Genomic DNA, 17986 nt, shown 5'->3' on the forward strand with positions numbered 1-17986 from the left:
GTTGTGTTATTTGTTTTGAATGGACATCTATTTCTTCTCCCTTACAAAAACAGGCTGCGGCCGGGCTGCCGGCGCCGCGCCGGGTTGCTTGCCGAAGCGCGTGAGCAATACCAGTATGCCGGTACCTATAACGGCGTAGCCGATGTAGGTAAAAGCCTGCTCGTAGCTGATGTTCTCCGATTTGAACAGGAAGCCGAAGAGCATGCCGCCCAGGTTGCCGCCTGCGCCAACAATGCCGCTAACGAGGCCAACGTTTTTTTCATTTACAAAAGGCACTATGCCGTAAGTGGCGCCGTTGGCCATTTTGAGGAACAGCGCAAAGCCCAGCATGGCAATGATGGCCAGGGTGAGCGAAGCGGCTTCGGCAAAAAGCAGCAGCCCGCCGCCTTCCGCCAGCAGCACAAAAGCCAGCAGGGTACCTTTTCCCTTCATGCCCTGTTTTTCACCGATCCGGTCTGAAACAAAGCCGCCCAGCGCGCGGGCAAAAATGTTCATCAGCCCGAAAATGCCTGCCCAGAAACCGGCGCTGGCCTGTGATAGTCCGAAGGTGTCTACAAAATGAAGAGAAGCTACGTTGTCAAAAGTGATCTCCATGCCGAAGCACATGGCGTAAGCCAGCGTGAGCGCCCAGATGCGCCAGTCTGCCAGCACCGTCCAGTCTGTTTTCGTTTTCGCGGCATGGCGGTTGATATCAGTGTAGTTGCCGTCTGGTGTGTCTTTGGTGTACCGCGCGTAAAGAAAGGCTGCGCCCAGCATCATCAGGCCGGGTACTACCATGGCCAGCCGCCAGGCTTCCTGGCTGGTATAGCCGAAGCCTACAATGGCGGCAAATATCAGCGGCATCACCATATTCGTTACGCCGCCGCCCAAATTGCCCCAGCCGCCGGCAATAGCGTTGGCCGTGCCTTTAATGCGCGGCGCAAACATGATGGAGGTATGGAACTGGGTGATCACAAAGGAGGCGCCTATTACACTGATGGCTAAACGAAACAGCAGAAAGGTAACATAGTCATGTGCCAGTCCCACCAGGAATACGGGTATGGAGCCGAACAGCAGCAGCCGCACCGCGGTTTTGCGCGGGCCCCAGGTATCGCAGAGGCGGCCAATAATGAGGCGGGCAATGATGGTACCGGATACGGATACGATAATGATGTTGCCCACCTGCGATTTGGTGAGCCCCAGGTCTTCCCGGATAGTAGGCATCAGCGGCGCCAGGCCGAACCAGCCGAAGAAACACACAAAGAACATCAGCCAGGTAATGTGGAACGTGCGCATTTGCACGGTTTTCAGGCTGAAGAGGGCAATTTTTTCGAGCGGCTTATTATGGAAGGTCATGTTGCAATGTTTTTATTTGGAGAAAAGTTCCGGTTTGATGTTGAGGGAGAGCCAGGCCCAGTGGTTGCTGCTTTGGGCATCCGCCACGTTTTTGGCGGCAGCCAGGTGACCGCTGCTCCAGAAGTGGCTGTAACCGCCTTCTACCGCTACAAACTTTGACAATTGACAGGAAGCGGAGAGGTCTGCTTCCGTGCCGAAGTTGTAGGAAGCGGCGCTGAAGAACTGATGTACGTCTGCACCCATGGCCCATTTGGAAGCGGGTTTGTATTTGGCGCGGAGGTAATAGTCTTGCAGGCCTTTGTTGCCGAAGCCGCTGGCTACGTAGAAATAATCCATGGCGCCCCAGAACTTGTGCGGCGTGCCATACAGCGGGTCAAAGGCGTTGCGGGTATTGCCGCCGGTGGTGTAGTCGATGCCGGCTTCCGCACTGAAACGGGTGCTGAAAGGATGCTGGTAGGCGGCAGACAGCAGGGCGGCGCTGAGGCTTTCCCCCAGGGGCGTATGGCCAAACTGGTAATACGCGGCCAGCGTCAGCCGTTTTTTCCAGGAGTAGAAAAGCCCGGTGGTCATGCGGTTGTAGGCGGAAGATTGCCATTGTTTTGCGCCGGTGCTGTCTGTGCTATATTTCGAGAATTGGTCTGCAAGGAAAAGGAAAGAAACGCCCATCTTCTGTATGTACAGGAACTCCATGCTCTTGTACTGCTGCCCGCCATTGGTATTGGCGGGGTAGTTGCCGGGCGGCAGCGGATTGTACACCGTGCCGGCAGCGTTCTCCTTATTCTGGTTGAAAGCGCCGCCCAGGTGCATTACCCAGCCGCTATGCCTGAACTTAAGCAGAGCCGCATCGTGCCGCCGGCCCTGCTGCAGCCAGTCAAGGTTGCCCAGCAGGCGGCTGTCGTCATACACCAGCTCCTGCCGGCCTACCTTCAGCTGCAGGCTGTCCGCAAGATCTACTTCGGCCCAGGCTTCATGCAGCATGAAGCCGTTGTTGTCTGCGGTGGTGGTGCGGTGAATGGTAGATGCATCCTGCCCCCATACCCGCACGTCCTGTACGGTGAGGCCCAGCTTCAGGCCGGGTATGGCGTACGCAGCGGAAAGGCGGGTGCGCTGGGAGGTGAATATTGCAGGTTTTGCGCCGGCGGGGAGCGGGCCGCCCTGGCCGTGGCGCAGCTCTGTACGGGTGCGGAGCTGCGCGGAGAGGGAGAACTGGGCTTTAACGTTCTGCCAGCAAAGGGCGCTGAAGAAAATGGAAGATGCCCCGGAAAGGAACCATTTTTTCATGTAAATTTGGTAAATTTTAAATGAGCCAATCATATTAAAATCCAGAAGCCCGGCCAGTCTGCCAACTGCCGGGTTTCGTCTTAATATGCATTACTAACGCCAATGTACACACGGTCATCTTCCAGCCTTACCGGGTAGGTGGTCAGCGAGCATTCATGCTCGTCATTCAGGCAGCGCCCGTCTTCCAGCGAAAAGGTCTTTTTATGAAAGGGGCAGGCCACTTTGGGCTCTCCCTGCTGCGTGCCGGTGAGGCCTCGGCTCAGGGCCATCTGCCGGCGGTGGGGACAAAGGTTCTGCGTGGCGTACCAGCTGTTGGTGCGGCTAAAGTAGAACAGCGCTATCTGCTCGTCTTTGTACTTCACGCAAACGCCCCCGTTGGCCGGAACGTCTGTTGTTTTACAGGCAAAAAACCAGGTGATGTCTGTTGTGGTGATGGCTGACATAATTAACAAAAGTTTGGTAAGCAATATTTATTTCCATTCTGCGGCCCTTTTCTGGGTGCGCATGGCCTCGAATTTTACGGTTGGGTCTTTTTCTTCAGGCGCGTTCACAAAGTGGGAGAAGCGTTTGCGCAGCTCCGGGTTCTCTACCACTTCGCGCCATTCGCATTTGTAGGCATCTACCAGCTGCTGCATTTCTTTTTCCAGCTCTTCGGCAATGCCCAGGCTGTCATTCACTATCACGTTGCGCAGGTAGTCCATGCCGCCTTCCAGCTTGTTGAGCCAGGTAGCGGTACGGGTGAGCGGGTCTGCGGTTTTAATGTAGAACATCAGGAAGCGGTCTATGTACCGGATGCAGGTCTCGCTGTCAAGGTCTGCCGCCAGCAGTTTGGCATGCTGCGGTTTGGAGCCGCCGTTGCCGCCTACGTAGAGGTTCCACCCTTTTTCTGTGGCTATGATGCCGAAGTCTTTAGACTGGGCTTCGGCACACTCGCGGATGCAGCCTGATACGGCAGATTTTATTTTATGCGGCGCGCGCAGCCCGCGGTAACGTTCTTCTATCTGTATGGCAAAGCTCACGCTGTCATGCAGGCCAAAACGGCACCAGGTAGAGCCTACGCAGCTTTTTACCGTGCGCAGGGCTTTGCCGTAAGCGTGGCCGCTTTCAAAGCCGGCTTTGATGAGGGCTTCCCAAATATCAGGGAGGTCGCTGAGGTGCGCGCCGAAGAGGTCTATGCGCTGGCCGCCGGTTATTTTGGTGTAGAGGTTGTACTGTGCGGCAATCTGGCCTATCACGATCAGCTTCTCAGGCGTGATCTCTCCGCCCGGAATGCGGGGCACCACGGAGTAGGTGCCGCCTTTCTGGATGTTGGCCAGGTACCGGTCGTTAGAGTCTTGCGCGGTATCATTGCCTTTGGCCAGTATCATATCGTTCCAGAGACTGGCCAGTATGGAGCTTACCACCGGTTTGCAGATCTCGCAGCCGTCTCCGTGGCCATAGTGGTCCAGCACCTCATCAAAAGAACGGAGGCTTTTTACTTTCACGAGGTCCAGCAGCTCCTGGCGGGAATAGTTAAAATGCTCGCACACCACGTTGCGGATGTATTTGCCCTGGGCTTTCATGGTGGCGGCAATGATGTCTTTCACCATGGGCGCGCAGCCGCCGCAGCAGGTGGCCGCTTTGGTGCATTTTTTTACCGCATCGAGCGTTTCATGGCCGCCTTCCACTGCCTTGCAGATGGCCGCCTTGCTGATGTTCTCGCAAGAGCAGATCACCGCATCATCCGGCAGCTCCATGTTGGCAGGCTGCGCGCTGCGGCCGCCCAGCAGCAGATCTGCCGGTTCCGCGGGCAGGGCCAGTTTGTTTTTACAGGTTTGGAGCAGCAGGTTGTAGGCGGAGGCGTCACCTATTAAAATGCCGCCCAGCAGCAATTGCCCGTCCTTAGACACGTTGATGCGTTTGTAGATGCCTTTGGTAGCGTCTTCCAGCACAATACTGTCTCCCTCATCAGGGGTAATGAAAGGGTTGCCGAAGCTGGCCACGTCTACCCCTATCAGTTTCAGCTTGGTGCTCATGTCAAAACCGGTAAAGGTTTTGGATACATCTGCCGCTTCAGCGGCCATATGGCACAGCCGGGAGGCTACCACTTCAGCCATTTCATAGCCGGGCGCCACCAGGCCGTAGATCATACCATTATACAAGGCGCACTCGCCAATGGCAAAAATGTCGGGGTCAGTGGTTTGCAGGTGGCTGTTAACCACAATGCCGCCGCGGGGACCGGTTTGCAGGCCGCATTGTTTGGCCAGCTCGTCCCGCGGGGCAATGCCGGCGGAAATCACCAGCATGTCTGCCGGCAGGGTGCTGCCGTCTGCAAAGCTGAGGCCGGTAATGGCGTCGTTGCCCAGGATGGACTGCGTGCTTTTGGAGGTATGCACCTGCAGGCCCATGCGTTGCAGGCGGGTTTTTAATATATCGGAGCCCTTATCGTCTATCTGCCGCGGCATAAGCCGGGGCGCAAACTCGATCACATGTGTTTCCGGTATGCCCAGGTCCATCAGCGCCTTGGCGGCTTCCAGGCCCAGGAGTCCCCCGCCTATTACGGCGCCGCAGGTGGCCCGGGGGGCGTAGGCGGTCATCAGGGCCAGGTCTTCCAGGGTACGGTAGAGGAATACGCCTTTTTTATCTGTGCCGGGTATGGGAGGCACAAAGGCGGCGGAGCCGGTGGCAAATATGAGGTAATCGTAAGATTCGGTGAGGCCGCGGTGGGAGTGTACGGTTTTCTGCTGGCGGTCAATATGTTGTACGGGGTCTCCCAGGTGAAGGGTGATGTTGTGCCGGCGGTACCAGTCCAGCGGGGCCAGGCTCAGCTCTTCTCCGGTTTTGCCTGAAAAATACTCGCTAAGGTGCACCCTGTCATAGGCTTGCACCGGTTCTTCACCAAAAACAACCAGCTGGATAGCGGAACTTCCGGATTTATCAATTATTTTCTCGCAAAATTTATGGCCCACCATGCCATTCCCGATAACTACGATTTTCATGTGCGAACTGTTTTAATTAAATTATGATAATTTATATATTATCATTACAAGCGAAAACAAACTGAAAATCGTATGAGGTGTATGATATATATCATAAAAATAAGCCAATTTGTTTTAATTTTATGCTTGTTGATGATATAAATCATTACATAAATAAATTAATAATGTGTTTATAGTATGCCGGAACCATATTTATCTTTAGTGGGCGCAGGGCCGGGAGACCCGGAAATGATCACACTGAAAGCCATCCGAACCCTTCAGCGGGCTGATGCCGTATTATATGATGCACTGGTAAACCCCGCCCTGCTGGAATATGTGCCCAAAACGGCTTTTGTGCAATTTGTAGGTAAACGGTATGGCTGCCATGCCCTTTCCCAGCAGGAAATCAACCGGTTAATGGTGAGCTGCGCGCACAAATATGGCCATGTGGTACGCCTGAAGGGGGGAGATCCCTTTGTATTCGGCCGCGCCGTGGAAGAAATAGCCGCCGCCAGGGAAGCGGGCATTCCGGTAGGCGTGGTGCCCGGCATATCCAGCGCGCTGGCAGTGGCAGCCTCCCAAATGATACCGCTGACCGCACGGGGTACTACGGAAAGCTTCTGGGTCACTACCGGCACTACCCGCAGTGGTGACATTTCCGGGGATGTATACCTGGCCGCCCGGTCTACCGCTACAGTGGTGATACTCATGGCCATGAGCCGGCTGGAAGCTATTATGGACATTTTCAGCAACAGCGGCCGGGGGGATGTACCGGTGGCCATTATCCAGAACGGCACCACCCCGCAGGAAAAAATGCTGACAGCCACGGTGGCCGACATTGCGGCCCGGGCGCAGGCGGCAGGCATGGGCAACCCGGCCATTATTATAGTAGGAGAAGTGGTTGGCCTCAAAGCCGCCATGGAAAACATCGTTCATACCGCCGTAGCATATGAAGAAAAACAAACAGGGATGTGACCGGCAAACGTGCCTGGTATGCAGGCTGTGCCTGAAAGAATGGCTGCCGGCCGTGCAAACCCAGAAAAAACACTTTGACTGTAAAAAAGGAGATGTGCTGTTCAGGGAAGGAGACCCGGTAACGGGCATCTATTTCCTCTACAAGGGAAAGGTAAAAGTGCATAAGCACTGGGATGACGGCAAGGAGCTGATAGTGCGTTTTGCCAGGGAAGGAGATATTGTTGGCCACCGCGGCATAGGAACGGATATGGTATACCCGGTAACCGCTACCGCCCTGGAGCCGGCTACGGTCTGTTATTTTGAGCTGGATTTTTTTAACGCTTCCCTCAAAGTGAACCATGAGCTGTTGTATGAACTGATGCTCTTCTACGCCCGTGAGCTGCAGGAGTTTGAAAAACGCATGCGCAACCTGGCGCATATGCCCGTAAAAGGGCGGCTGGCCAATGCGCTCCTTACGCTGAAAGAAAAGTTCGGTTACGATAAAGACGGGTTTATCGCCTTCCCGCTCAGCCGGCAAGACCTGGCTTCCTACATCGGCGCCACTTACGAAACCACCTTCCGCATGCTCAACGCCATGATAGAAGAAAACCTGGTGGCCGTTTCCGGCCGGTACATCACCCTCACCAACGAAGAAAAGCTGCACCTGTTGCGGAAGGAACCTTTTTGAAATCCCTTCTTCGATTTACATCGTTGTAATCCCTGCCCGTCCGCACAACTATCAAATTTTTTTACATCTTAGCATTATGTATCTAATGCAACAAACAATGCGCTGGTTCGGGCCGAATGACCCCGTCAGTCTCGAACATATCCGCCAGGCCGGTTGTAGCGGGGTGGTAACCGCCCTGCATCATATTCCCGTAGGGGAGGTATGGAGCGTGGAAGAAATTCAGCAACGTATAGCCACCATTGCTGAAGCCGGCATGCAATGGGCGGTAGTGGAGAGCCTGCCTGTACATGAAGACATCAAGCAACAGCGGGCCGGCTTTGAAAAGTACATAGAGAATTACCGGCAAAGCCTGCGTAACCTGGCGCAGTGCGGCATCAAGGTGATTACCTACAATTTTATGCCGGTGCTGGACTGGATGCGCACAGACATTTCCTACGCCATGCCGGACGGCAGCAAGGCGCTTTATTTTGAGCGGGCGGCTTTTGTGGCTTTTGACCTCTACCTGCTGCAACGCCCCGGCGCGGAAAAAGACTATACGGAAGCAGAAATAGCCACTGCAAAAAAACGCCTGCAATCCATGACGGCGGAGCAGCAGGCCACCTTATACCACAACGCGCTGCTGGGCCTGCCGGGTAGCGACGAGCGGTTCACCAAAGAAGTGATACTGGCCGCCCTGCAGCAGTACGCGCATATAGACGCCAACAAGCTCAAGCAGCATCTTTTTCATTTCCTGCGGCAGGTGGTGCCCGTAGCGGAAGAGCTGGGCCTGCAGCTGGCCATTCACCCTGATGACCCGCCTTATCCCTTGCTGGGCCTGCCCCGTATTGTAAGTACGGAACAAGACCTGGCAGACATTCTGCAAGCCGCGCCCTCTCCGGCCAACGGCCTTTGTTTCTGCACAGGCTCTCTCAGCGTACACCGCAGTAACGATCTGCCGGGCATTGTGCAGCGGTACGGGAATAACATCCACTTCGTACACCTGCGCAACACCAAACAGGATGCGGCAGGCAATTTCTACGAGGCAGACCACCTGGACGGAGACGTGAACATGTTTGCCGTGGTGAAGGAGCTGGTGAAGCTGATGGAAAAAAGAAAAGCGGCTATTCCCATGCGGCCTGACCATGGCCACCAGATGCTGGATGATCTGCACAAGACCACCTACCCCGGCTATAGCGCCATCGGGCGGCTACGGGGGCTGGCGGAACTGCGCGGGCTGGAAATGGGCATAGTTTTGTCTCCACATCAATAGCTGTTACCCAGCGCTCATTGGCAGCGGATTGCTTACATTTATGAAAATGTTTCCTTATGAGCGTTCCCTTGCATGTAATCATTACCGGCGCCACCGGCATGGTGGGAGAAGGTGTGCTGCTGGAGTGCCTGAACAGCGCCAGTGTAGCCAGCGTGCTCATTATAAACCGCAAACCGGCGGGTATCAGCCACCCCAAGCTGAAAGAGATCGTTCATGCAGATTTTTTTGACATCAGCGCCCTGCGTGAGCAGCTAAAAGGGTACAATGCCTGTTTCTTTTGCCTGGGCGTATCTTCTGTTGGCATGAATGAAGAAGCATACCACCATGTTACCTACACATTGACGCTTTCATTTGCCCGTACGCTGGCGGAGCTGAACCCTGATATGGTGTTCTGTTATGTTTCCGGCGCCGGTACGGACAGTTCTGAAAAAGGCAAGGTGATGTGGGCAAGGGTAAAAGGAAAAACCGAAAACGATCTGATGAAGCTGCCTTTCCGCAAGGCATACGCCTTCCGTCCCGGCCTTATGAAACCCGTGGCAGGGCAGCAAAACATCAAATCTCTTTACCGGCTGCTGGGATGGATGTACCCGGCGGTGCGGGCGCTGTTTCCCGGCTTTGCCAGTACGTTGGGCGAAGTGGGGCAAGCCATGATACAGGTGGCCACAGCGGGCTACAGCAAGCCGGTACTGGAAGTAAAAGACATTGTACGCCTTGCCGGGGAAACGAGGTGAGGGCGCCAGGGGGGCGCACTCCTGCCGTTGTGTTTAACCCTCATTCTTTTTCAAATTCCTCTTTCGCCAACAGGTTGTTACACATAGCTCCGGCCAGGTGCCCGCCGGCCGCTGCTGCAGATACCTGCTGCGGCGTGCCGCCAGCTACATCTCCCGCCGCCAGTACACCCTGTACAGAAGTTTCGCATTGCGCGTTCACCTTGATGCCGCCCTGCTCTGTTAACTCACAACCCAGTTGTACGGCCAGTTCCGTGTGGTAAACAATGTTCGTTTTTATGTATGCTGCGCTTTTGTGCAACACTGTTCCGTTGCTGAAAGTGATCAGGATGCCGCCGGGCGCGTCTTCCACCTTTTCCACCGTTTCTTCCAGTACGGTAACGTTGCGGCGGGCCAGGCTTTTCCGTTGCTCTTCCGTGAAAGTGGCCGGGCCGTTGGTGCAGATCACCAGGTCTTTATTAAGATGATAAAGCAGGCGCGTAAATTCATAGGCCATTTCACCGTTACCAAAAAGCGCTACCGGCAGGTCTTTCACCTCCCAGCCGTGGCAATATGGGCAATGGAACAACTTATTGCCCCAAAGCTCCGCCACACCGGGAATAGCGGGCAATTCATCCTTCACGCCGGTGGCTATGATGACCCGCTGTGCGTGATAAGTGTGCCCGTTGTCTGCCTGCAGCGTAAAGCGGCCGTGCTCTGCCCTGGCGCTGGTGATGGCCGCCTGTTCTATTTGCACGGTAGGGTAGAGCACCAGCTGCTCCCGCGCTATGCGCAGCAGCTCTGCGGGCGGCGTACCGTCTCTTGTAAAAAGATTATGCGCATGGGCGGCCGGTTTGTTGCGCGGGCTGCCGGTGTCAAATACAATAGCGTTCCTCATGCTGCGGCCCAGGGTGAGGGCCGCGGCCAGTCCTGCTGTAGCGCCGCCTATTACGGCTACTTCCGTTTCAATAGTTTTCTGCATATGGCAAATGTAGGAATAAATTATGCAACTTAGTTGCAATTATTAAGGGTGTTCCTGTACAAATCGCCGGCAGCGTTTGCCGGAATTATCGCAAACAGCGGCAGATGGCCGGTTTTTTGCCTTACTTTCGCTGCGGCATTGGCTGTACAGATCAACTCATCTATTCATGACAACAGGCAAAAGGGAGCATTTAAAGCGCTGGCAGGTTTTTTTCTTGTCTTTTAAAGACGCATTCAAAGAGCTGAATGCAAACGACCCGCTGCGCATGGCGGGCGCCACGGCTTTTTTTACCACTTTTGCGCTGCCCGCCATATTGGTGATCATTATCCAGACCCTGCGGCTCATTTTTGAACCGCGTAATATCAGCCGCCAGCTTTTTGCCCAGCTGGGCGAGATCATAGGTCCTGAAGCCACGGCGGAAGTGATCAAAACGCTGCGTGCCTTCCGCGGCATTGCGGAAAACTGGCTGGTTGCCATCGGGGGTTTTATTTTCCTTTTGTTTGTGGCCACCACCTTGTTCAAAGTGATCAAAGGCTCCATGAACCAGCTATGGAGCATCCGCATCAACAAACGGCAAACTTTCGGGCAGGTGATGCGCTCCCGCCTGCGCGGTGTGCTGGTCATATTGCTCACGGCGGTGCTGTTCATAGCGGGCATACTGGCAGATTCCGTGCAGGCCTTCCTGGGGCAGTACATTGACAGGTATATCCCTGCCGTTTTCACCTACTACGATAGTGGTTTGCGTTACATCATTTCCATTCTCACGGTTACCCTGTGGTTTGCACTGGTGTTCTATCTTTTGCCAGACGGCCGCCCGCGCTGGAAGATCATTTTCACCAGCGCTTTTGTGACCAGCATATTGTTCAATATAGGTAAACTGGTGCTGCGGTGGATGCTTTCCTACAGCAACATCAACAGCATTTACGGCGCCTCGGCGGCCACGGTGCTGCTATTGCTTTTTGTGTTTTACGTGTCCCTGATATTCTACTATGGCGCTTCCTTCGCCAATGTTTGGGCCAACGCCAACAACAAGCCTATTCAGCCGCTTCATCATGCCATTAAATACCAGCTGAAGAATGTGGAGGAAGAGGATGAATGAGGCCTGACTCATCCTATTCCCTGAGCAGCCCCCTCACCAAACTTTTCCATTGCACTTTAGACAGGCCCAGCAAGGCGCCCAGCCATACCACCACATTGCGGAGGGCGCCCAGGAAGGAGCGGGGTGTTGTATTGGGCTGCTCGTTGCGGCCGTATACACCGGCGCTCACTATTTTGCCCCGTTTTTCAACAATGAAAGAACTGGTAGCGGTGTTTTTGAAGAAATGGGAAACTTCTGCCGGCATTTTCTCCGGCGCTTTCACGGGCCTCACGCGCATGCCGGTATAGGCGGATGAATTGCGGTGGGTGGTGGTTTCGAAAATGCGCTCCACTTTTACCCAGTCGTATTCCTGGCCGTCTGCCGCATCCGGGCCGGGAATGCTGATGCGGATCAGGTCTCCTTCACGGGCCAGGCGCCTTACAAAATGACCATGACTGTCGTTCAGCGTAAACACGGCACTCTGCCGCCCGCTGATGTCTTTCCAGTGGTTCACGTCCAGCAACCGTGTTTTGGCGGACTGGTATAGCGCCCTTGCTTCTTTCTGACTCTCTGTTTTAACCGTATGCGTGGTATTGGATTGGCCGCCCTGCTGCTGGGTGGGCACCAGTTCATGCGAGGATAATACAGGGTTCATTACGCGCTTTTTTAGAAACAGCGCCAATTTCTATGCCATGGCCCTGTAGCTGAAAAGAACGGCCAATTGCGCAAGTTTCTCCACAAAATGAGCAGGTTTGCGGCCCGCGCCATCGGCTGTTGCACGTGGCATGGTATTTACACCTCTTCCTTTAAAAAGCAGAACATGGAAAAGAAACCGGATCGCATCAACCTGCCGGATGCAGAAGACATCCCCGGCCAGGAAAACATCAAGCCGGCTCCCCTTGGCGAGCTGGCAGACACTACCGCCTCTTCCGCGGATGAGGAAGGTGAAGGTACGCTGGATGAAGAGCCTTTGGTAACGGGAGACAGCAACGTAACGGCTGAAGAGCAGGAATTGCTGGATGAAGCAGCGGAGTCAGACCCGGCTTACCGGGATGAGCGTAACCTGCGTGATTCGGAACTGGACAACCGGGACGATGACGGGGAATTGCTGAATGAAGCAGGAGACCTGGACGTACCCGGCGCCGAGCTGGATGACGAAGGGGAAGACATTGGCGCGGAAGACGAAGAGAACAATCCCTACAGTTTGGGAGACAATGATTGACAACACTAAAAATATAAGATCATGGCAGCAAATTACAATCCTGAACACCAGGAAGGACAAGTGGCGGAAGCCATTGAGGAACAAACGGCCAAACTGCCGTCAGACTGGTACCTGTGGGCTTCCGTGGGCGCTATGAGCGTTTCGCTGGCCTTGCAATGCATGGGCCGTAAACATCTCAGCCTGTTCATCGGGCAGTGGGCGGCGCCGTTCCTGCTTTTCGGCATCTACAACAAATTGGTGAAGCAGCAGGGGCACGACTGATGTGAGCCAGGTGCGCTTTCTACTTCACCTCCGCCAGGTACTTATGTACAAAGCTGATAGCCATTGAGCCTTCCCCCACGGCAGCGGCTACACGGTTCATGGCGTGGGCGCGCACGTCTCCGGCGGCAAATACGCCCGGGCAGCTGGTTTCAAGCAGGTAGGGATCTCGCGGCTGTTTCCATACCTTGCCGAAAGCCGGGTAGTTTTTCAGTTCGCCGCCGGTTTCTATGAAGCCCTTTTCGTCTTTGATAATGTTCAGGGCAATCCAGTCCGTAAAGGGTTTGGCGCCAATGAAAATGTACAGCGCATCTGCCTCTTCCGTGGTTTTTTCGCCGGTGGCGATGTTGTGTATCACCAGTTGCTGAAGGCGCTCGTTGCCGCGGGCCTCTTCTATTTCGGTGAATGGGCGCACGGTGATGTTGGAAGCGCTTCCGATCTGGTCTATGAGGTAGGCAGACATGGTGCTGGTGAGGTCTTCCTTGCGGATGAGGATATATACGTTGCGCGCAAACTTGGAGAGGTACATGGCGGCCTGGCCGGCAGAGTTGCCGCCGCCTACCACAAACACCTGCTTATCCCGGCAGGCGGTAGCCTCCGTCATGGCTGCGCCGTAGTAAATGCCCGCACCGGTGAAGTCGGCAATGCCTTTTTTGTCCAATGTACGATAGTCTACACCGGTGGTGATGATCACGCTGCGGGTGTTGATCTCCGTATCATCTTCCAGGATGATCTTGTTGTACCCGTCTTTCTGCCGGATGTCTTTTACAGACTGCGGGGCCAGAAATTCCGTGCCCAGGCGCGTGGCCTGTGTAATGGCGCGGCGGGTAAGCTCCGCGCCTGTGAGCCCGCTGGGGAAACCCAGGTAGTTCTCAATGCGGGAGCTGGTGCCGGCCTGGCCGCCCGGGGCGCGCCTTTCTATCAGCAGGGTTTTCAGGCCTTCTGAAGCGCCGTACACGCCCGCGGCCAAACCGGCAGGGCCGGCGCCTATGATCACCACATCGTATACGTCATGTTTGATCTGCGGGGTGAGGCCGGCCTTGCGGGCAATGTCAGCAATAGCGGGTTTGATGAGGTAGCTGCCATCTTCAAAAAATACCACCGGCAGGTCTTGCGTGCCGAGGTTGTTCAATTGCAGCAGGCTTTTCCCTTCTTCAGACGTTTGTATGTCCAGCCAATGATAAGGAATAAGGTTGCCGGCCAGAAAATCTTTGATGGCGTGTGACTGCTGGGAAAACTGGTACCCCGTTACCTTGATGCCCCTGAACTCCGGGCGGTGCTCATGATGCCAGTCGTCCAGCAGCTCGTCAATAACCGGGAAGAGCTTTTCTTCCGGCGGGTCCCAGGGTTTCACGAGATAATAATCCAGCTGTACCTTGTTAATGGCTTTGATGGCCGCGTCTGTATCTGAATAGGCGGTGAGCAGCACGCGTTTGGCATTGGGGTAGAACTGCATGGCCTTTTCCAGGAAGGCTACGCCGTCAAGCTGCGGCATGCGCTGGTCTGATACGAACATGGCAATGGTCTCGCCTTTATTTTTCAGCTCGCGCAGGCTCTCCAGCGCTTCCGTTACGGCGGTGGTGGCCAGCACGCGGTACTCGCCGCGGTATTTGTTCTTCAGGTCGCGGGTAATGGCGCGCAGCACCTGTTCATCGTCATCAATACAAAATATGATCGGTAGTTCCATTGTCCGGATAATTTTTAAGCTTTAACGGGGAGGGATACACTGAATTGCGTGTTGCCTGGTACAGACTGCACTTTTATGTTGCCCTTGTGCTGCCTTACGATCTGTGATACAATATCCAGGCCAAGCCCTGTGCCTTTTCCAACCTCCTTGGTGGTAAAGAACGGGTCAAAGATGCGGGGCAGCACATCTGCCGGTATGCCGGGGCCGTTGTCTGTGATAGATACCTTGATGCAGTCTCCATCCTTTTCTGTTTTAATGCTGAGGATGCCCTGCCCGTTGGCGGCCATGGCGTCCAGCGCATTGTCTATCACGTTCGTCCACACCTGGTTCAGCTCACCAATGTAGGCTTTGATGGGCGGCAGGCCGGTGTTGAACTGTTGCTCTATGCTGATGTTCCCTTTCCTGATCTTGTGCTGCAGCATGGTGAGGGTGTTGATGATGCCTTCATGAATATCGGCCGTCTGCTGGTCGTGCCCCTGGTCCATGTGCGTGAACACCTTTACGGAGTTGATGAGCGTGGCAATTCTCCGGGAGGCCTCATCTATGTCAGTGACCATTTTTTCTGTTACCAGGTTGTTGTTGATCCAGTTGATGACGGGGGAGAAGTGGGCTGCAGGGATATGCTGGCGAAAGGCCTCCAGGTCTTCCGCCGTGCCGCCGAAATCTGTAAAGTTCTCCGCTATTTCCGCCGCGTTCTCCACGTTGTACTGCTCCAGCAGGTCTGTCAGCTCGTCTTCCCTGTCCGTGCGCTGCATCAGGCTGAGGGTTGCATTGCGCGGGCGGCGGAGCAGGTTGAACATCATGTCTGTTACGATGTCTACTTTCTCCGCGGGCATTTGTATGGTGCTGATCTTTTTAAAATACTCCGGTATGAGGTGAAGGTGCTCCCGCAGTGAAGTGGCGCCACGCACCACGGCAGCGGCGGGGTTGTTCAGCTCATGGGCCAGGCCGGCAGACAATTTTCCAAGCGCCACCATTTTCTCGTTCTGCAACTGGTTGGAGGTAAACTCCCTCACCCGGTTGGTCATCTGGTGGACCAGCGCCTGCGTCAGCTCAAAATGGTTACGGATAAGCTCGCCGGCTTTTTCCCTGGGAAACCGGAGCACTTCCGTGTCTTCCAGCGCCTGCCCTGTAGCTATGGCCAGGTTGCCCCTTGAATAAGGCAGGTGCCCCGTGATATTTTTCGGTTCAAACACCGCTATCTCGCGGGCTTCCTGGTTTTGAAGAATAAAAGCCCTTACCCTGCCTGAAATAATGAATATGGTGCTGGTAATGGGGTCATTTACCTTGAACAGGTATTCCCCGGCGGGGACGGTTTCCTGTACGCTGTTGTCTGCCAGCCACTGCAGCTGGTCAACAGGTACGTCTTTCAATGCGTCAATGGATTGCAGCCAGCCGGCGGATACTTTGTTCATGGGTTCTCGGTTCTTGATTGAAGTTAACGGATTTTGCGGTGGGGCAAAAATCTTTGCCCGGGTTGGAACACCCGGGCCGGCCAGCTGGCTGCGCCGGGCTGTAAATGGAGGTTTGTTGTTGATTATTAGTTTGTTACGCTTTTATTATAAATAATTTTCAACACAATACCTCCGGCCCCTCTTCACAATATGTCCACATCCCGTCCGTATCAAGTCCGTACCAAGTCCACCTACCCTTCGCTTCTCGTTCGCTGATCCTTGTGTTATTCTTTACTTTTCCTTTTCTTCAAAAGTGCAATGCCGGCATCCATGCATGTCCCCGGCTATGATCGGGAGCAAAAGCCCCGGCAGTAAAGGATTTGGGCAAACAGTCCCAAAAGTGCACAAACTATTGTTTTTTGTTTATAAAACGCCTGTGTGCGGGGCGCCGCGCCGGCCTGTAAAAAAACAGCGCGAAGGATGATTCCTCCGCGCTATTGTTTTAAACCATTGTTTCTATTGCTTGTCTATTCGTCTGCTATTTTATCTTCTTTCTGAACCGCTCTACATCTTCAAAAGATATTTCATACGTCTTGTTGCCCCAGCTGTTCCGGATGTAGTTGGTGATGGAGGTTACATCTGCGTCACTGAGGAAGCTGAAGGCAGGCATCTGTTCGCCTGATTTGAGCGTACCGCTTTTCCCTTTCAGGATAACGGCCACCAGGGCCTGCGGTTTGCCGTTCACGATCTTGTTCCCGTCAAGCGCAGGGAAAGAGCCTTCCACGCCTTTACCGTCAGATTTGTGGCAGGATTCACAGTAACTTTTATAAAGGGCCTGCCCTTTGGAAAGGCTGACGGTCAGCGTGTCCGGCCCCAGCGGCCGCACCGGGTTGGCGGTTTTGGCAATGGGGGAGAGGCGCAGAATACGGTCATCTTCCTGGATGGGAAAACCTTTACCGGGGTTCCAGTCACGGTTGCTGGTGGCAATATATACATCCCCGGCCGGAGACACGCATATGGCGCGCAGGCGGCCATACACGCCGGTGAGGAAGGTTGTTTCACCTGTAATGGAATCTTGTTCGGCATTGAGCTGCAGCACGCGCAGGCTGGATGTTTTGAGCGTAACCATCAGCAGGCTGTTTTGCCATTCCGGTATGGCGGAGGAGTGATAGTGCGTAATGCCGGCGGGCGCAATGGTAGGCGTCCAGGCTTTGGCGGGGTTGATGAAAGGGAAGGTGTCTGCGTAGGCCTTTTCGTCATCACGGTCTGCATACCCTTCAATGCCCGGCCAGCCGTAGCAACCGCCCTTTTGTATGTAGTTCACTTCATCGTCCATAGCATCCCCGTGTTCGGAAGCAAAAAGGCGCCCTTTGTCTGTATAGGCAAGGCCTTGTATGTTGCGGTGCCCGCGAGACCACATGGGGTTGCCGGGGTAAGGGTTGTCTGCCGGAATGGAGCCGTCAATATTAAAGCGCAGCACCTTGCCGTTGGGAGATGCCGTGTCAGGCGCGTTGGCGCCGCGCGTTGCATCGCCGGTAGACCATATCACTTTCCCGTCTGGCGAAATAGCCACCCTGGAACCGTTGTGGCCCGTGGCGCCCGGCACTTCATACAGCAGCAGCGGGTCTTTCAGCGTATCTGCCGTGTAGGTGTAACGTGCCAGCCGTGATACTACGGAAGAGTCAGGCTTGCGTGTGGTGTAATCAATGAACAAAAAGGGCTCTTTCGGATGAATGGCCATGCCCAGGATACCCAGCGTGCGTTTGAGATATACTTCCGGTATGATGAGCAGCTGCTTCTTTTTACCAGTAACCGGGTCTATTTTATTGATGGTACCGCGTTGTTCCGTGAACCATATCTGGTTGTCAGGCCCCCAGCATATTTCCCAGGGTACGTGCAGGCCGGTGGCAACAGTGGTAACGCCCAACGCGCTGGATTCCAGCATTACCGTAGCTTCTACCGGAAGCTGGCGGCCCTTCGGCCGCAAAAAATAAAAAATAGCGGCTATGGCCACGCATAATACGAGGAGCAGCGGTACAGCGATTCGTTTCATTTTTTCCAGATATTGGCTGTTTTCGTGGATTCATCCGGTATAACCTGCACAGGTACTGATTTTGACGGATACAGTTACATGTTTTCCGGGTACGTTACCGAAGATATAAATATTCTTCTGGAAATGCAGATATTTGAGCCA

The 17986-nt window shown here is 54.5% G+C and carries 16 protein-coding genes; 7 read left to right on the forward strand and 9 right to left on the reverse strand.

What is annotated here, in order from left to right:
- Nucleotides 1-27 precede the first annotated feature (27 nt).
- The 4 genes from ABDW36_RS11335 to nirB all read right to left on the reverse strand — a co-directional run bounded on the left by ABDW36_RS11335 (nucleotide 28) and on the right by nirB (nucleotide 5594).
- Nucleotides 28-1335 carry a NarK family nitrate/nitrite MFS transporter gene (locus tag ABDW36_RS11335; RefSeq protein ID WP_343702011.1) on the reverse strand — a complete coding sequence of 436 codons (1308 nt, stop codon included), beginning with the start codon at nucleotides 1333-1335 and terminating at the stop codon, nucleotides 28-30.
- 12 nt (nucleotides 1336-1347) lie between these two features.
- A complete protein-coding gene (locus ABDW36_RS11340) occupies nucleotides 1348-2616 on the reverse strand; it encodes an alginate export family protein (protein WP_343702012.1) in 1269 nt (422 codons plus the stop codon).
- 80 nt (nucleotides 2617-2696) lie between these two features.
- A complete protein-coding gene (nirD, locus tag ABDW36_RS11345; RefSeq protein ID WP_343702013.1) occupies nucleotides 2697-3059 on the reverse strand; it encodes a nitrite reductase small subunit NirD in 363 nt (120 codons plus the stop codon).
- 27 nt (nucleotides 3060-3086) lie between these two features.
- Nucleotides 3087-5594, reverse strand: a complete 2508-nt coding sequence (gene nirB, locus ABDW36_RS11350) for a nitrite reductase large subunit NirB (protein ID WP_343702014.1) — start codon at nucleotides 5592-5594, stop codon at nucleotides 3087-3089.
- Nucleotides 5595-5771: 177 nt separating this feature from the next.
- Here nirB and cobA point away from each other — a divergent pair, with 177 nt between their 5' ends.
- From cobA to ABDW36_RS11370, 4 genes are all read left to right on the forward strand, one after another.
- Nucleotides 5772-6548 carry a uroporphyrinogen-III C-methyltransferase gene (gene cobA / locus ABDW36_RS11355; protein WP_343702015.1) on the forward strand — a complete coding sequence of 259 codons (777 nt, stop codon included), beginning with the start codon at nucleotides 5772-5774 and terminating at the stop codon, nucleotides 6546-6548.
- Nucleotides 6523-7215, forward strand: coding sequence for a Crp/Fnr family transcriptional regulator (locus ABDW36_RS11360; RefSeq protein ID WP_343702016.1), 693 nt, complete (start codon nucleotides 6523-6525; stop codon nucleotides 7213-7215). The genes cobA and ABDW36_RS11360 overlap by 26 nt, the downstream gene beginning before the upstream one ends.
- An 85-nt stretch (nucleotides 7216-7300) precedes the next feature.
- Entirely contained in the window at nucleotides 7301-8464 is a 1164-nt protein-coding gene (gene uxuA, locus ABDW36_RS11365; RefSeq protein ID WP_343702017.1) for a mannonate dehydratase, read from the forward strand.
- 56 nt (nucleotides 8465-8520) lie between these two features.
- Nucleotides 8521-9195, forward strand: a complete 675-nt coding sequence (locus ABDW36_RS11370) for an NAD-dependent epimerase/dehydratase family protein (protein ID WP_343702018.1) — start codon at nucleotides 8521-8523, stop codon at nucleotides 9193-9195.
- A 40-nt stretch (nucleotides 9196-9235) separates the two neighbouring features.
- Here the strand turns inward: ABDW36_RS11370 and ABDW36_RS11375 are convergent, their stop codons facing one another.
- A complete protein-coding gene (locus tag ABDW36_RS11375; protein WP_343702019.1) occupies nucleotides 9236-10153 on the reverse strand; it encodes an NAD(P)/FAD-dependent oxidoreductase in 918 nt (305 codons plus the stop codon).
- A 166-nt stretch (nucleotides 10154-10319) separates the two neighbouring features.
- Between ABDW36_RS11375 and ABDW36_RS11380 the strand changes: the two genes are divergently transcribed.
- A complete protein-coding gene (locus tag ABDW36_RS11380) occupies nucleotides 10320-11252 on the forward strand; it encodes a YihY/virulence factor BrkB family protein (protein ID WP_343702020.1) in 933 nt (310 codons plus the stop codon).
- A 13-nt stretch (nucleotides 11253-11265) separates the two neighbouring features.
- On the opposite strand, the gene ABDW36_RS11385 is transcribed toward ABDW36_RS11380, so the two are convergent.
- Entirely contained in the window at nucleotides 11266-11886 is a 621-nt protein-coding gene (locus ABDW36_RS11385; protein WP_343702021.1) for a hypothetical protein, read from the reverse strand.
- Nucleotides 11887-12051: 165 nt separating this feature from the next.
- Here ABDW36_RS11385 and ABDW36_RS11390 point away from each other — a divergent pair, with 165 nt between their 5' ends.
- Nucleotides 12052-12453, forward strand: coding sequence for a hypothetical protein (locus ABDW36_RS11390; RefSeq protein WP_343702022.1), 402 nt, complete (start codon nucleotides 12052-12054; stop codon nucleotides 12451-12453).
- 21 nt (nucleotides 12454-12474) lie between these two features.
- Nucleotides 12475-12714 (forward strand): hypothetical protein, encoded by a 240-nt coding sequence (locus ABDW36_RS11395; RefSeq protein ID WP_343702023.1) that lies wholly within the window; start codon nucleotides 12475-12477, stop codon nucleotides 12712-12714.
- A 19-nt stretch (nucleotides 12715-12733) separates the two neighbouring features.
- On the opposite strand, the gene ABDW36_RS11400 is transcribed toward ABDW36_RS11395, so the two are convergent.
- From ABDW36_RS11400 to ABDW36_RS11410, 3 genes are all read right to left on the reverse strand, one after another.
- Nucleotides 12734-14398, reverse strand: coding sequence for an FAD-dependent oxidoreductase (locus ABDW36_RS11400; RefSeq protein WP_343702024.1), 1665 nt, complete (start codon nucleotides 14396-14398; stop codon nucleotides 12734-12736).
- 14 nt (nucleotides 14399-14412) lie between these two features.
- Nucleotides 14413-15813, reverse strand: a complete 1401-nt coding sequence (locus ABDW36_RS11405; protein WP_343702025.1) for an ATP-binding protein — start codon at nucleotides 15811-15813, stop codon at nucleotides 14413-14415.
- 517 nt (nucleotides 15814-16330) lie between these two features.
- Nucleotides 16331-17845, reverse strand: coding sequence for a PQQ-dependent sugar dehydrogenase (locus ABDW36_RS11410; protein WP_343702026.1), 1515 nt, complete (start codon nucleotides 17843-17845; stop codon nucleotides 16331-16333).
- Between the last annotated feature and the right edge of the window lie 141 nt (nucleotides 17846-17986).

Source organism: Chitinophaga sp. (assembly GCF_039596455.1).
GTDB lineage: Bacteria > Bacteroidota > Bacteroidia > Chitinophagales > Chitinophagaceae > Chitinophaga.

Bases quoted from the DNA above. Each gene is read 5' to 3' on its own strand.
- ABDW36_RS11385 (WP_343702021.1), bottom strand. From the start codon at position 11,886: ATGAACCCTGTATTATCCTCGCATGAACTGGTGCCCACCCAGCAGCAG.
- ABDW36_RS11370 (WP_343702018.1), top strand. From the start codon at position 8,521: ATGAGCGTTCCCTTGCATGTAATCATTACCGGCGCCACCGGCATGGTG.
- ABDW36_RS11375 (WP_343702019.1), bottom strand. From the start codon at position 10,153: ATGCAGAAAACTATTGAAACGGAAGTAGCCGTAATAGGCGGCGCTACA.
- ABDW36_RS11400 (WP_343702024.1), bottom strand. From the start codon at position 14,398: ATGGAACTACCGATCATATTTTGTATTGATGACGATGAACAGGTGCTG.
- ABDW36_RS11335 (WP_343702011.1), bottom strand. From the start codon at position 1,335: ATGACCTTCCATAATAAGCCGCTCGAAAAAATTGCCCTCTTCAGCCTG.
- nirD (WP_343702013.1), bottom strand. From the start codon at position 3,059: ATGTCAGCCATCACCACAACAGACATCACCTGGTTTTTTGCCTGTAAA.
- ABDW36_RS11340 (WP_343702012.1), bottom strand. From the start codon at position 2,616: ATGAAAAAATGGTTCCTTTCCGGGGCATCTTCCATTTTCTTCAGCGCC.
- ABDW36_RS11380 (WP_343702020.1), top strand. From the start codon at position 10,320: ATGACAACAGGCAAAAGGGAGCATTTAAAGCGCTGGCAGGTTTTTTTC.
- uxuA (WP_343702017.1), top strand. From the start codon at position 7,301: ATGCAACAAACAATGCGCTGGTTCGGGCCGAATGACCCCGTCAGTCTC.
- cobA (WP_343702015.1), top strand. From the start codon at position 5,772: ATGCCGGAACCATATTTATCTTTAGTGGGCGCAGGGCCGGGAGACCCG.
- ABDW36_RS11360 (WP_343702016.1), top strand. From the start codon at position 6,523: ATGAAGAAAAACAAACAGGGATGTGACCGGCAAACGTGCCTGGTATGC.
- ABDW36_RS11395 (WP_343702023.1), top strand. From the start codon at position 12,475: ATGGCAGCAAATTACAATCCTGAACACCAGGAAGGACAAGTGGCGGAA.
- ABDW36_RS11390 (WP_343702022.1), top strand. From the start codon at position 12,052: ATGGAAAAGAAACCGGATCGCATCAACCTGCCGGATGCAGAAGACATC.
- ABDW36_RS11405 (WP_343702025.1), bottom strand. From the start codon at position 15,813: ATGAACAAAGTATCCGCCGGCTGGCTGCAATCCATTGACGCATTGAAA.
- ABDW36_RS11410 (WP_343702026.1), bottom strand. From the start codon at position 17,845: ATGAAACGAATCGCTGTACCGCTGCTCCTCGTATTATGCGTGGCCATA.
- nirB (WP_343702014.1), bottom strand. From the start codon at position 5,594: ATGAAAATCGTAGTTATCGGGAATGGCATGGTGGGCCATAAATTTTGC.